General features: G+C 71.1%; 8 protein-coding genes. 5 read left to right on the forward strand and 3 right to left on the reverse strand.

Translation table 11 applies throughout. From position 1 onward, the window contains the following. Nucleotide 1 precedes the first annotated feature (1 nt). Nucleotides 2-3,871, forward strand: a complete 3,870-nt coding sequence (fxsT, locus tag MED15_RS22420) for an FxSxx-COOH system tetratricopeptide repeat protein (protein WP_112736858.1) — start codon at nt 2-4, stop codon at nt 3,869-3,871. Nucleotides 3,872-4,026: 155 nt separating this feature from the next. Next, nucleotides 4,027-5,520, forward strand: coding sequence for a tRNA (N6-isopentenyl adenosine(37)-C2)-methylthiotransferase MiaB (gene miaB, locus MED15_RS22425; protein WP_112725303.1), 1,494 nt, complete (start codon nt 4,027-4,029; stop codon nt 5,518-5,520). Nucleotides 5,521-5,568: 48 nt separating this feature from the next. Here the strand turns inward: miaB and MED15_RS22430 are convergent, their stop codons facing one another. The 3 genes from MED15_RS22430 to MED15_RS22440 form a co-directional block, all read right to left on the reverse strand. Beyond that, entirely contained in the window at nt 5,569-6,918 is a 1,350-nt protein-coding gene (locus tag MED15_RS22430; RefSeq protein ID WP_112586684.1) for a pectate lyase family protein, read from the reverse strand. A gap of 259 nt (nt 6,919-7,177) precedes the next feature. Then, on the reverse strand, nt 7,178-8,761 hold the full coding sequence (locus MED15_RS22435) for a cellulase family glycosylhydrolase (RefSeq protein WP_112586788.1): 1,584 nt from the start codon (nt 8,759-8,761) through the stop codon (nt 7,178-7,180). Between the two features lie 1,017 nt (nt 8,762-9,778). After that, nucleotides 9,779-10,990, reverse strand: coding sequence for a DUF349 domain-containing protein (locus MED15_RS22440; RefSeq protein ID WP_112586688.1), 1,212 nt, complete (start codon nt 10,988-10,990; stop codon nt 9,779-9,781). A gap of 150 nt (nt 10,991-11,140) precedes the next feature. Here MED15_RS22440 and MED15_RS22445 point away from each other — a divergent pair, with 150 nt between their 5' ends. From MED15_RS22445 to dapF, 3 genes are read left to right on the forward strand one after another with little or no spacing between them, the layout of a single operon-like run. Next, nucleotides 11,141-11,908, forward strand: a complete 768-nt coding sequence (locus tag MED15_RS22445) for a class III extradiol ring-cleavage dioxygenase family protein (protein WP_112736860.1) — start codon at nt 11,141-11,143, stop codon at nt 11,906-11,908. After that, a complete protein-coding gene (gene miaA, locus MED15_RS22450; RefSeq protein WP_425271087.1) occupies nt 11,893-12,816 on the forward strand; it encodes a tRNA (adenosine(37)-N6)-dimethylallyltransferase MiaA in 924 nt (307 codons plus the stop codon). The genes MED15_RS22445 and miaA overlap by 16 nt, the downstream gene beginning before the upstream one ends. A 7-nt stretch (nt 12,817-12,823) precedes the next feature. Continuing rightward, nucleotides 12,824-13,669: a diaminopimelate epimerase gene (gene dapF, locus MED15_RS22455; protein ID WP_112736861.1), complete on the forward strand. Its 846-nt coding sequence runs from the start codon at nt 12,824-12,826 to the stop codon at nt 13,667-13,669. Nucleotides 13,670-13,691: the final 22 nt, after the last annotated feature.

Here is a 13,691-nt window from a genome sequence, read left to right on the forward strand (position 1 = left end):
GATGAACAACGATCGCGAAGGCCAGGTCGTCACCTTCTACTCGTTCAAGGGTGGAACGGGCCGGACGATGGCGCTGGCCAACGTGGCCTGGATCCTGGCGGCCAGTGGCAGGCGGGTGCTCGTCGCCGACTGGGACCTCGAGTCGCCCGGTCTGCACCGCTACTTCCACCCGTTCCTCGACGCCGAGGCGATCCAGGGCACCAGCGGTGTGATCGACATGATCCGCGGCTACGAGTGGGAGACCACCCGGGTCGACGACCGGCCGGACCGCTGGATGGAGCAGTACGCCCGGGTCGGGCGGCATGCCTTCTCGCTGCGCTGGAACTTCCCCGACGGCGGCGGCCTCGACTTCCTCTCCGCCGGCCGACAGAACAGCGACTACGCCGTCTCGGTGAGCGGCCTGGACTGGGACAACTTCTACAACCGGCTGGGCGGGGCGCAGTTCTTCGAGGCGCTGCGGGCGGACATGAAGCGCCAGTACGACTTCACCTTGATCGACAGCCGGACGGGGCTGAGCGACGTTTCCGACATCTGCACCCTGCACCTGCCGGACACGCTGGTGGACTGCTTCACCCTCAGCGACCAGAGCATCGACGGTGCGGCCCGGGTGGCGCACTCGGTACGGGACCGGTATCGCCGGCGGGACATCCGGATACTGCCGGTGCCGATGCGGGTCGACCAGGCCGAGAGGGAGCGTGCCGTAGCGGGTCGCCTGCTGGCCATGCGCCGGTTCGCCGGGTTGCCGGCGGGAATGACCGAGGCGGAACGAGGGCGATACTGGGCGACGGTCGAGGTCCCGTACCGACCGTTCTACGCGTACGAGGAGAAGCTTGCGACGTTTGGTGATCCGCCCGGTTCGCCGTCGTCCCTGCTGGCCGCGTTCGAGGCGTTGACCGGGATCCTCACCGACGGGGCGGTGACCGCGCTGCCGGCGATGGACGAGTCGGTACGGGAGCGGGCCAACGCCCGCTTCCACCGACGCACCGAGGCGATCGACGACCAGATCGTGCTCCGGTACGCGCCGGAGGACGCCATCTGGGCCGAGTGGCTGGAGCGGGTGCTCAGCTCGGCCGGGCTGCGGGTGGTGGAGCCCACTGCCGCCGTCGGGTCCGCCGGTACGCCGGCCCCGCGCACGCTGACAGTGGTCTCGCCGGCCTACGTGGCCACCCCGTCCGGTGGTATGCCCGACCGGGACACGAGCACCGGTTCGACGGCCCTGGCCGTGTACGTCGCCGACCTGCGCCCACTGGCCGAGTTCCCGTCGCAGAGCTTCACCAACCTGGTCAATGTGAGCGCCGCGACCGCCGTGGAGCGGGTGTTGCGGCTGGTCGGTCGGCCGGTGCCCTCGTCGGCGGACGGCCCGGCGGGTGGGAGTGCCCGTTATCCCGGCACCGAGCCGTTGATCTTCAATGCTCCCAACCGGAACGCCCGGTTCACCGGCCGGGAGGACGACCTGGCGCGGCTGCGCGCGCAGTTGCAGAGCGGGGGCAGCGCGGTGGTGCTGCCGGTAGCCCTGCAGGGCATGGGCGGCGTCGGTAAGACGCAGGTGGCCCTGGAGTACGTGCACCGGTTCAAGGCCGCGTACGACGTGGTCTGGTGGATCGTGGCGGACCCGCCGCAGTTCGTCGACACCGCACTCGCCGACCTCGCCGGTCGCCTCGGCATCCTCGCCAGGCCGACCCTGCCCGACACGGTCCGGTCGGTGCTCCAGGTGCTCGGCCGCGGTGAGCCGTACGAGCGGTGGCTCGTCGTGTTCGACAACGCCGAAGAACTCGACCAGATCGAGCCCTTCCTGCCGCAGGGCCCCGGGCACGTTCTGCTGACCTCCCGCAACCGCGCCTGGGGTGACCGGGCGAACCCGATCCAGGTGGACGTCTTCGACCGCACCGAGGCCATCGCGCACCTCGCCCAGCGGCTGCCCACTATCGGCGTCGAGCAGGCTGACCGGGTGGCCGAGGCGCTCGGCGACCTTCCGATCGCGGTGGCCGCGGCGGGGGCCTGGCTCGCCGACACCGGCACGTCGGTCGCCGACTACCTACGGCAGATCGAGCGGCACGGCCCCAGCATCCTCTCCGTGGAGGCGACCTGGGACCTGTCACTGAACCGGCTGCTGGAGCAGGCGCCCGCCGCCTACCGGCTGTTGCAGCTCTGCTCAGTGCTGGCCCCGGAGATCGCCCTCGAACTCATCTACAGCGACGAGATGGCGGCGGCTCTCGTGCCGTTCGACCCGTCGGTGTCGGAGCGGCTCGTGCGCGGTGCCCTGGTCCAGCAGATCAACCGGCTGGCGCTGCTCAAACTCGACGTCCAGGGCGGTCGGGTCCAGGTGCACCGGCTGTTGCAGGCGGTGGTCCGCGACCGGATGACCGACGACGAGATCACCGCCGCCCGACACCAGGTGCACCTGGTGCTGGCCGCGTCCCGGCCCCGCGGCGAGGTGGACGACCCGACGACCTGGGCCCGGCTGCGCATGCTCTGGCCACACCTGGAGGCTTCCGAGGCGCTGACCTGCCCGGACGAGTCGGTGTGTCAGCTGCTGATCGACCGGGTCCGCTACCTGTGGCAGCGCGGCGGTCTGGACCAGGCCGACTGGTTCAGCCAGGAGGTGGACGACACCTGGACCGCTCGGCTCGGCGACACGCACGACGAGGTCGAGGCGTCGGTGCTGGACCGCCAACTGCTGCACCTGCGGTTCAATCGAGCGAACATCCTGCGTAGCCTGGGCCGGTTCGACGAGGCCCGGGACCTGGACGAGGCGGTGCTAACCGAGCAGAACCGGCTGCTGGGTCCGCTGCACCCGCACAGCCTGATGACCTCCGGCGGCCTCGGCGCTGACGTGCGGGCGCTCGGCCGCTACGCCGAGTCCCTGGAACGGGCCAGGTCCACCTACGCCTCCTGGCTCGAGGTGTTCGGCGAGGACCACCCCCGGACACTGAATGCGGCCAACGACCTCGCCGTCTCATACCGGCTGCTCGGCGACTATCGGTCGGCCCGTCGATGGGACGACGAGGTGCACCAGCGGCGCCGGCTGGTGCTCGGCCCCACGCATCCGCACACCCTCGTCTCCGCCATGCGCCTCGGTATCGACCTGCGGGAGACTGGCGAGTACGAGAGGTCGGTCGCCCTGTTGCGCACGGTGTACGACACGTACTGCGAGGTGCTCGGGCCGGACGACGGCCAGAGCCTCGTCGCTCAGGTCAACCTGGCGGTGTCCCTGCGCAGCTCCGGTCGGGGCAGCGAGGCCGCGCCGATGTTCGAGACGGCACACCGCGAACTCGGCGAACGATTCGGTCCGGACAACCCGGACACGCTGGCGTGCCGGGCGAGCCGGGCGGCGAACCTGTTGGCCGTCGGCGATGCGGCTCGGGCGCGGACCGAGATGCTCGCGGTCACCCAGGCGTACGAGGAGGGTCTCCGGCTCGGCCCGGAGCACCCGCACACCCTGGCCACGCTGAGCAACATCGCTGCCGCCGAGCGCGCGCTCGGCCGCAGGTCGCAAGCCCGCGCGTCGGCTGCCCGGGCGGCCGCTGAGCTGCGCAAGGCGCTCGGCCCCGACCACCCGCACACCCTCGCCGCAGAGCTGAACCACGCGGTGTGTCTCGCCGAGGAGGATGACCGGGTGTCGGCGTCGGACCGGCTGCGGGAGACCGCCGCGCGGCTGTCGGAAGTGCTCGGCACGGACCACCCCGACACGCTGCGCTGCCTCGGTGATCTCGCCCTGGTGTCGAGGCACGTCGGCGGCGGCGCTCCTGTGGAGGACCTCGGGGCGGTGGCGGACCGGCTGGCCGAGGTCATCGGCCAGGAGCACCCCAGCGTGCAGACCCTGCGCGAAGGGCGGCTCGTCGTGCGGGTGATCGAACCGCACCTGTTCTGATCGGAGGCGCCAGTTCGGGTCGGGCGCACCGGCCGGGGCCGTGGACCCTCACCATGGGGCGCCGGGCCAACGCCGCCGGACGGACAATGCCGGTCGGACATGCCCCCGGACCGGGCCGCTACCCTGGTAGCCCGAGGGGAAGGGGCACCAACAGGGTGGCTAGGACCTACAACGTCGTCACGTACGGCTGCCAGATGAACGTGCACGACTCTGAACGCATCTCCGGCCTGCTTGAGCAGGCGGGATACGAGCGCGCACCCGCTGGCGACGACACCCCGGACATCGTGGTCTTCAACACCTGCGCGGTGCGGGAAAATGCGGACAACCGGCTCTACGGCAACCTCGGTCGTCTGCGCCCGGTGAAGGACAAGCACCCCGGGATGCAGATCGCGGTCGGCGGCTGCCTCGCCCAGAAGGATCGGGGCGACATCGTCCGCAAGGCCCCCTGGGTGGACGTGGTCTTCGGCACCCACAACATCGGCGCGCTGCCGGTGCTGTTGGAGCGGGCCCGGCACAACGCCGCCGCCGAGGTGGAGATCCTGGAGTCCCTCGACGTCTTCCCGTCCACGCTGCCCACCCGCCGCGAGTCCACGTACGCCGGCTGGGTGTCGATCTCGGTGGGGTGCAACAACACCTGCACGTTCTGCATCGTGCCGGCACTGCGCGGCAAGGAGAAGGACCGGCGCCCCGGCGACATCCTCTCCGAGGTGCGCGCGCTGGTCGACGAGGGCGTGCTGGAGGTGACCCTGCTCGGGCAGAACGTCAACTCGTACGGTGTGGAGTTCGGCGACCGGTACGCGTTCGGCAAGCTGCTGCGGGCCTGCGGCGACATTGACGGCTTGGAGCGCGTCCGGTTCACCAGCCCGCACCCGAAGGACTTCACCGACGACGTGATCGCCGCGATGGCCGAGACGCCGAACGTCTGCCACTCGCTGCACATGCCGTTGCAGTCCGGCTCCGACGACGTGCTCCGGGCGATGCGCCGGTCCTACCGTTCCGAGCGCTACCTGGGGATCATCGAGAAGGTCCGCGCGGCGATGCCGGACGCGGCGATCACCACCGACATCATCGTCGGCTTCCCCGGTGAGACCGAGGCCGACTTCCAGCGCACCCTGGACGTGGTCCGGGAGGCCCGGTTCTCCTCGGCCTTCACCTTCCAGTACTCGAAGCGGCCCGGCACCCCCGCCGCGACCATGGACGATCAGCTGCCCAAGCAGGTCGTGCAGGAGCGCTACGAGCGGTTGGTCGCCTGCGTCGAGGAGATCACCTGGGCGGAGAACAAGCGCCTCGTCGGTGAGACCGTCGAGGTGCTGGTCGCGGTCGGCGAGGGCCGCAAGGACGAGCGGACCGGCCGGATGTCCGGTCGGGCCCGCGACGGTCGACTTGTGCACTTCGCGACCGAAACCGCCGACGGGGAGTCCCTCGCTGGTCAGATCCGGCCGGGCGACATCGTGAACACCACGATCACGTACGCCGCGCCGCACCACCTGAACGCCGACGGAGCGCCGGTGGCGCACCGGCGCACCCGGGCCGGTGACGCGGCCGAGGCGGGTCGCTCCCCGCGTACCCCCGGGGTGTTGCTCGGTCTTCCGACGATCGGCGCACCGCCGGTCGTGGCTGCCCCCGCCGCTGGCTGCGCCACCCACTGACCGCACGGAAGGGCCCCCTGGACGAGGGGCCCTTCCGCGAAGGCTGAATCAGACGGTGATCCGGCCGGCGCCGGCGCCCGCAGTCACAATGGACTTGACGTTGCTCGCGGTGTCCAGCTGGTAGGAGTACGGGATGCTGGCCACGCTGCCGCCGGCCTGGCCGGTGGGCGAGTTGACGAAGTGGTTGTTGCGGGCGACCAGGCTGCCGGGGCCCGAGTCGCCCTCACCGAGGTGGTACGGGTCGTCGACGTTCTCGAAGTAGTTGCCCTCGACGAGCACCCCGGCGTTCTCGGTGGACGCCACGCCGTAGCCGCCGTTGGCCCGGTAGTAGTTGTTGTACACGTGCACCGGGTTGCCGAAGCGCACCCGGGGGTTGCGCTGGTTGCTGCCGTCGAACCAGTTGTGGTGGTAGCTCACCCGCAGGTGACCGACGTCCTGGCTGGCGTTGTCGTCGCTGTGACCGAGCAGCATGGTCTTGTCGTGGCTGAAGACCCGGTTCCACGAGACGGTGACGAAGTCCGAGCCGCGCTTGATGTCGACGGCGCCGTCGTACCCGTTGCTGAAGCTGTTGTGGTCGATCCAGATGTTGGTGGCCGACTCCTGCACGTTGATCGCGTCGTCGTTCCAGCTGCGGAAGGTCAGGTTGCGGATGATCACGTTGCGGTCGCCGCTGACGTTGAACCCGCAGCCGACGATGGTCGCGCCGTAGTTGCCGAGGATGGTCTTGTTGGACCGGACCCGCAGCATGCCCGAGCAGGTGATCGTTCCGGACACCCGGATCACCGCGGCGCCGGTCGCGTTCAGCGCGCTGGTCAGGGCCGAGGCGGTGGTGACGGTGGTGGTGGCCGCGTTGCCGCCACCGGTGGTGCCGCCGTTCTGGGTGGCCCAGCCGACCAGGGCCGACGGCGGCTGAGTGCTGGGCGGGGGAGTGCTCGACGGCGGCGGGGTGGTCGGCGGCGGGGTGGTCGGCGTGGTGCTGCCGGTGCAGGCGACGTTGTTCAGGCTGAAGCTGCTCGGAGCCGGGTTGCTGGAGCTGTTCCAACTCGCGTTGAAGCCGAACGTGGCGCTGGCGTTGGTCGCCAGGTTGCCGTTGTAGTCGACGTTGGTCGCGGAGACCTGGCTGCCGCTCTGCGAGGCGGTGGCGCCCCACGCCTGGCTGACCTGCTGACCGGCCCCGTACGACCAGCGCAGCGTCCACCCGGAGACCGGGTCGCCGAGGTTGGTGACTGTGACGTTGCCGGTGAATCCGCCCGGCCACTGGCTGGCGACCGAGTAGGCCACCTGGCAGCCGGCGGCCGCCTGGGCGGACACGGAGGTCAACAGCCCGGCGGTGATCAGGGTGGCGGTGGCTGCGGCCGTGGTGGCGATCAGCGTCATTCGACGCCGTCCTGTGCGCATGCTGCTTCCTTTCGATGAGGCGGACGGAGGTGTCGCGACGCCCATGCCCGTGGGCGGCGAATCTCGGCCGGGACCAGTGGTCCTCGGGCCCGCCAGTGCAGGTTCGTGAGGGAAAGCGGCTCCCGCGCTCGCGCTCACCGACGAAGAGGCAAGCGCTTTCCCGATAAGAACATAGAAGGATCTGAATGTAAATGGCCGGGACGGCCGATGCGATGCGCACCGGCCGTCCCGGCAGCAGCGCACCGGCCGTCCCGGTGGATCAGCAGCTGGTGCCGCTGAGTTTCACAGTGCCCGGCGCGCTGGCCGTGCCGTTGGCGGTGAAGCCCACGGTGACCGACCCGCCCGCCGGCAGGGACGGAGCGTGGCTCGGAGCCGCCGCGGTGACCGTCGTACCGGACTGCGTGACTGTGGCGTTCCAACCACTGCCCAACGTCACCCCCGACGGCCAGCTCCAGGTGACCGACCACGGGTTCACCGCACCCGAGCCGGTGTTCTTCACTGTCAACTCGCCCTGGAAGCCGCCCTGCCAGGCGTTGACCTGCCGGTAGGTGGCCGTGCAGGCACCGGCCGGCGGGTCCGTCGGCGGGTCCGTCGGCGGCCCGCTGGTGCCGCCACCGGACGGCGCGATCAGGTACGGCTGGAGGATCGCCTGCTTGGCGGTGTTGACATTGGTCCAGTCGTCAAGCGCGATACCGCCGGTGTCACCCGAGTTGGGGTTCCACGACCAGTAGGTGAAGGACATCCCGGTCACCCCGGTCCCGGTGTACGCCATCAGCTTCTCCAGCCACACCTTGTCCTTCGGGTCGACCAGGGTGCTGCCGAACTCGCCCATCATGATCGGGGCGATGTTCTGCTTGTAGAGGTAACCGAAGTACTTGTCCCAGATGGCCGGCATGTTCGCCGGGTAGTCCGGGGCGTCGAACCAGGTCTGCCGGTACACCGAGGTGGCGTACTCGTGCGGCGAGTAGACCAACCGGTTCGCCACGCTCAGCCGGACCGGGAACTGCCCCGCCTTCGACAGGTTGCCGCCCCACCAACCGCAGTCCTCGTCGTTGCTGGTGTCGCCGTCCCAGACGTTGGAGAGGCCACCACTCGGGCAGCTCACCCCCTCCACGAAGATCAACCAGTTGGGCTGGACGCCGAGGATCGCGTTTCCGGCCCGCTCGGCGGCGAGCCGCCAGTCCCGGGTGGTGTCGCCACAGCCCCAGCACGCGCCCGTGGCAGCCGGGTTGGTGCCCTCCGCGTGCGGCTCGTTGTGCAGATCGGCACCGATCACCGTCGGGTTGCCCGCGTACCGCTGGGCGAGCATCTTCCAGTCGTTGATCCAGGTCGCCTCGGAAACCGTCGACGTGTACCAGAGCGGCGACTGCCCGGCCGCCGTCGGCCGGTGCCGGTCCAGGATGATCCGCATGCCCTTGCTGCCGGCGTAGTCGATCACCTTGTCCAGGATCTGCAACGGCGACAGCCCGATCAGGTCCGGGTTGACGAAGTCGTTGATCCCACTGGCGGTCGCACCCGGCTTCAGCGCGTCGTTCGAGTACGGCACCCGCAACGTGTTGTAACCCAGCCGGGCCATCGTGTCGAGTTGTCCCCGCCACGGGTTGTTCGACCACAGCCCGTGGAAGGTCTTGTTGTCAGTCTCCATGCCGAACCAGTTGATGCCGGTCAACCGGACCGTCGCACCGGTGCTGTCCACGATCTGGTTGCCACTGGTATGCAGATAACCCGTACCGGTGCCGGCGGCCACGGCAGGGCTGGTGCTGACGGCGGCGGCGAGGAACACGCCAGCCGCGACGGTGACGAGCGCGGTGAGCGCGCCGCCGAGAGCTTTCGGACGGAACAATTCGAGCTCCACTTCGGAGGTCCGGCGCCGTCCATGAACGACGCCGGCGGGCGGCCGTCCGCACGTCACGGTCCCTTAGGGGTACGCGGACAGTGCGCGACGGCCCATGTCACGCGGACGTGGTCACTCGCGGAAGCTCACCGGCGACCCTCGACGGCGGATGTTCCGCCTTCGTCGCCCTCGCGCCGGTGGCCCTACCTGGCTCCGTCGCTCATTCTGATCAGCCCAGGTCAATGCGTCAACCTGCCCGCGTCGCGTCCCCGCGTCGCGTCCCCGCGCCCGTCCCCGCGCCCGTCCCCGTCGCCAGCGCTCGCACCGGCCTTGCGGTCTTCGCTCGCGCTCGCGCCGCGCCCACGTCCGTTCGCGCCGTGCCCGCTTCTCCGCTCGCGCTGCCCGCCTTGCACCGCGTGCCCCTTCATGATCGCGCTAGAACATGGATGTAGTGGTCTGTAGACGTGCTGATGCCACTACATCCAGGTTCGAGCACGATCTTGTTGGCCTGGCCTGGCCTGGCGTGGCGTGGCGTGGCGTGGCGTGGCGTGGCGTGGCGTGGCGTGGCGTGGCGTGGCGCTGCCCGTGCCGCGCGTCCGTTCGAAACGCGCTCCGCAGCGCATGATCGTGCTCCAACATGGATGTAGTGGTCTTCCGGCGCTAGGTGGCCACTACATCCTGGATCGAGCATGACCTTGACGGGCGCGGATGCCCCCAAACCCCGCTCCCCGCCCCTCAGGGCCCTGCTGTTCGTCAAGATCCGCGCAACATCAGGGATGTTGCTGTCTCCCGCCTGTCCGAGGCAGCAACATCCGGCAAATTGCGCGGATCTTGACGCGGGGCCGGTGGCGCGGGGCCGGTGGCGCGGACCCCCGGTGGCGTTGACCCGGGGGCTCGCGGACGCGGGGCGCGGGGCCGAGGGGCTCGCGGACGCGGGGGCGCGGGGATCGGGGGCCGGTGGCGCGGGGCCGGACACGCGGGAGCCCCCGGTCCCGAGCGGGACCGGGGGCTCCGGACGTCGTCAGCTCAGCCGGCGGCCTGCTCGGCGAGTTGGAGGAACTGCCGCTTGGAGGCGAGGGCCTGCTCAGCCTCCTTGATCCGGCGTGCGTCCCCGGCGCTCTGCGCCCGGGCCAGCCGGTCTTCGGCCTCCGCCACCTGCGCCCGCATCTGGGCGAGCAGCGGGTTGTCCTCCTTGGTGGTGCGGCGCCACGCCGAGTCCATCACGTCACGGACCTTGTCGTCGATGACGCGCAGTCGACGCTCCAGCCCGGCGGCCGCCTCGCGGGGGACCCGACCGGCCTCGTGCCACTGGGCCTGGATCTCCCGCAGCTTGGCCTGGGCGCCCTTCGGGTCGGCGTCGATGTCCAACGCCTCGGCCTCGGCGAGCAGGGCCTGCTTGCGCTCCAGGTTGCCGCGCTGCTCGTTGTCCCGTGCGGAGAAGACCTCGCTGCGCCGGCTGAAGAAGGCGTCCTGCGCACCCCGGAACCGTTCCCAGAGCTTCTGCTCGGCCTCCTTGGAGGCGCGCGGAGCGGCCTTCCACTGGGTCATCAGGTCCTTGAGCTGGTTGGCGGTGGCGGCCCAGTCGGTGGAGTCCGCGAGCTTCTCCGCTTCGGCGACCAGCTCCTCCTTGGCGGTCTGGGCCTGCTTGCGCTGTGAGTCCAGGGAGGCGAAGTGGGCGCCGCGGCGGCGGGTGAAGCCGTCCCGGGCGGCGGCGAACCGCTTCCACAGCTCACCGTCGGCCTTCTTGTCGACCCCGCGGATGGTCTTCCACTCGTCGAGGATCTCCTTGAGCCGGTCCCCGGCGGTCTTCCACCCGGTGGACTCGGCGGCCAGCTTCTCGGCCTCCTCGACCAGCGCGGTCTTGCGGGCCAGGGCCTCGCCGCGAGCGGCGTCCCGGGCGGCGCGCGCTTCGCCGGCCTTCTCCTCGGCGAGGGTCGCCAGCTTGTCCAGGCGGGTGGCCAGCGCGTCGATGTCGCCGACCACGTTGGCCTCGGGCAGCGAGGCACGGATCCGTCGGATCGTGCTCAACGAGTGCCCGGCGTCCGCCGCACCCGACTTGAGTCGCGCCTCGGTCAGGTCCACCTCGGTCACCAGGTCGGCGAAGCGACGTGCGAAGTGAGCCAGGCCCTCCTCCGGTGCTCCCGCCTGCCAGGATCCGACCACCCGCTCTCCCTCGGTGGTCTTGACGTACACGGTGCCGTCCGCGTCCACCCGTCCGAAGGCAGTCCAGTCGCTCATGTGCCCATCCTCGTTCTCCCGGCGTCGAGGGATCGATCCCCCGTCGCCGCCACGGCGCAGCCAAGTTGCTTCCGGCATTGTCACAGGTCCGACCCGGTCCGCGTCGAGCGCCTATCGCCGACCGTGACCATACGGTGTCCTAGGGGCCGAATGACCGGATCGGCGCGGAGACGCACCGGGGATTCCCGCTACGGTGGACGGGTGCCACTGGTCGCCGCCGCCGTCTGCCCGCATCCGCCCCTGCTCGTGCCCGAGGTGGCCGGCTCCGCGGCCCCGGAGTTGGACGATCTGCGGGCGGCCTGTGACGCCGCCGTACGCCGGCTGCTGGCCCCCGATCCGGACATTGTGGTGCTGGTGGGCACCGGCCCGGTGACCGGCCCGATCCGCACCCCGGCGACCGGTTCTCTCCAGCCCTGGGGTGTCGACCTGTACCTGCCGTTGGTGCCCGGCCAATCGGACCGGGGTGCGCTACTGCCGTTGAGTTTGACCATCGGCGCGTGGCTGCTGGCCCGTCACGACACCCGACCGACGGTGACCGCCGTGCAGGTGGCCGCCGATGCCGGCCCGGCCGAGCTGGCCGCGCTCGCCGACGAGGTCGGCGCCGCCGGTGACCGGGTGGCGTCGCTGGTGCTCGGGGACGGGTCGGCCTGCCGGGGAGAAAAGGCACCCGGGTACGACGACGCGCGCGCCCTCCCGTACGACCAGGGGGTTGCCGCAGCGCTGGCGGACGCGGACCTGGACGCCCTGCTCGACCTCGACCCGGTGGTGTCGGCGGAGCTGAAGGCCGCCGGTCGCGCGCCCTGGCAGGTGCTCGCCGGCGCGGCCCGCGCGGCCGGTGGTGGGTGGCGCGGCGAGTTGCTGCACGACTCCGCCCCCTACGGGGTGGCCTACTTCGTGGCGTCCTGGGAGCGCGTGTGACAGGCCTGGTCGTCGCGGTGGTCGGCCCGACCGCGGCCGGCAAGTCCGCGCTGAGCATCGCGTTGGCGCAGGCCCTGGACGGCGAGGTGGTCAATGCCGACTCGATGCAGCTCTACCGGGGCATGGACATCGGCACCGCCAAGCTGACCCTCGCCGAGCGGGACGGGGTGCCGCATCACCTGCTGGACATCTGGGAGGTCACCGAGCCGGCGAGCGTCGCGGAGTACCAGCGACTGGCCCGGGCGGCGGTGGACGACATCCTGTCCCGAGGGCGGGTGCCGCTGCTGGTCGGTGGCTCCGGGCTGTACGTGCGGGCGGTGCTGGAGCGTTTCGAGTTCCCGGGCACGGACGCGGCGCTGCGGGATCGGCTGGAACGGGAGTTGGCCGAGGTCGGCCCGGCCCCGCTGTACGCACGGCTGCGCGCCGCCGACCCGGTCGCCGCCGAGGGCATCCTGCCGGGCAACGGCCGGCGGATCGTGCGGGCCCTGGAGGTGATCGAGCTGACCGGCGCGCCGTTCGCCGCCTCGTTGCCGCAGCCCACGCCGTACTACCCTTCGGTGCAGCTCGGCGTCGACCTGGACACCGGCCTGCTGGACGAGCGGATCGCGCTGCGGGTCGACCGGATGTGGGCCGACGGCCTGGTGCCGGAGACCCGTGAGCTGGTCGGGCGCGGCCTGGCCGAGGGGCGGACGGCGAGTCGGGCGCTGGGCTATCAGCAGGTGCTGCGCCTGCTCGCCGGTGAGCTTACCGAGGCGCAGGCGCACGACGAGACGGTCCGGGCGACCCGGCGTTTCGTCCGCCGGCAGCGGTCCTGGTTCCGCCGCGACCCGCGGATCCACTGGCTGGACTCGACGATTCCGGACCTGATCGGGGCCGCCCTGCATCTGGTGCCGGCGGCTGCGCGATGATGGGGCTGTGGAGTTCACCAAGGGCCACGGCACCGGCAACGATTTCGTCCTCCTTCCCGACCCGGACGGCCAGCTCAACCTGACCCCGGAGCTGGTCGCGGCGCTCTGTGACCGACGTCGGGGCATCGGCGCGGACGGCGTGCTGCGGGTGGTCCGCGCGGCCAAGCATCCGGACGGCGCGGGTCTGGCCGGCGAGGCCGAGTGGTTCATGGACTACTGGAACGCCGACGGCTCGTTCGCCGAGATGTGCGGCAACGGCGCCCGGGTCTTCGTGCGCTACCTGCTCGACACCGGGTTGGCCACGCCCGCCGGCGCGGCGCTGCCGGTGGCCACCCGGGCCGGCGTCGTGCGCGCGCTGGTCGAGGGCGACGCCGTGTCCGTCGAGATGCGCCGACCCCAGGTGTACGACAGCTCCGCCGCCACGCTCGGCGGACTGACCATTGCCGGTGCGGTGGTGGACGTCGGCAACCCGCACCTGGTCTGCAGGCTGCCGGCCGACGTGGAGCTGTCGGCGCTGGACCTGACCGTCGCGCCCGGGTTTGACCCGTCGGTCTTCCCGAGCGGGGTGAACGTGGAGTTCATCGTGGCGGGCGACCCGGTCGACGGCACCGACGAGCACACCCTGATGCGGGTGTACGAGCGGGGCAGCGCCGAGACCCTGTCCTGCGGCACGGGTGCCTGCGCGGTGGGAGCGGTGGCGCTGCGCGACGCCGGCCGGGACACCGGCGTGGTCGCGGTCGACGTGCCCGGCGGCCGCGTGACGGTCACGGTCACCGCCGACTCCTGCTGGCTCTCCGGCCCCGCCGTCCTGGTGGCCACCGGCGAGCTGGACCCAACGACGCTCCGCCCCTGACCCCCCGCCCCACCCGTGTTGA

This window comes from Micromonospora noduli (assembly GCF_003264475.1).
GTDB classification, from domain to species: Bacteria; Actinomycetota; Actinomycetes; order Mycobacteriales; family Micromonosporaceae; genus Micromonospora; species Micromonospora noduli.

Coding starts and splice junctions, on each gene's coding strand:
- MED15_RS22445 (WP_112736860.1), top strand. CDS start 11,141: ATGACCGGATCGGCGCGGAGACGCACCGGGGATTCCCGCTACGGTGGA.
- MED15_RS22430 (WP_112586684.1), bottom strand. CDS start 6,918: ATGCGCACAGGACGGCGTCGAATGACGCTGATCGCCACCACGGCCGCA.
- fxsT (WP_112736858.1), top strand. CDS start 2: ATGAACAACGATCGCGAAGGCCAGGTCGTCACCTTCTACTCGTTCAAG.
- MED15_RS22440 (WP_112586688.1), bottom strand. CDS start 10,990: ATGAGCGACTGGACTGCCTTCGGACGGGTGGACGCGGACGGCACCGTG.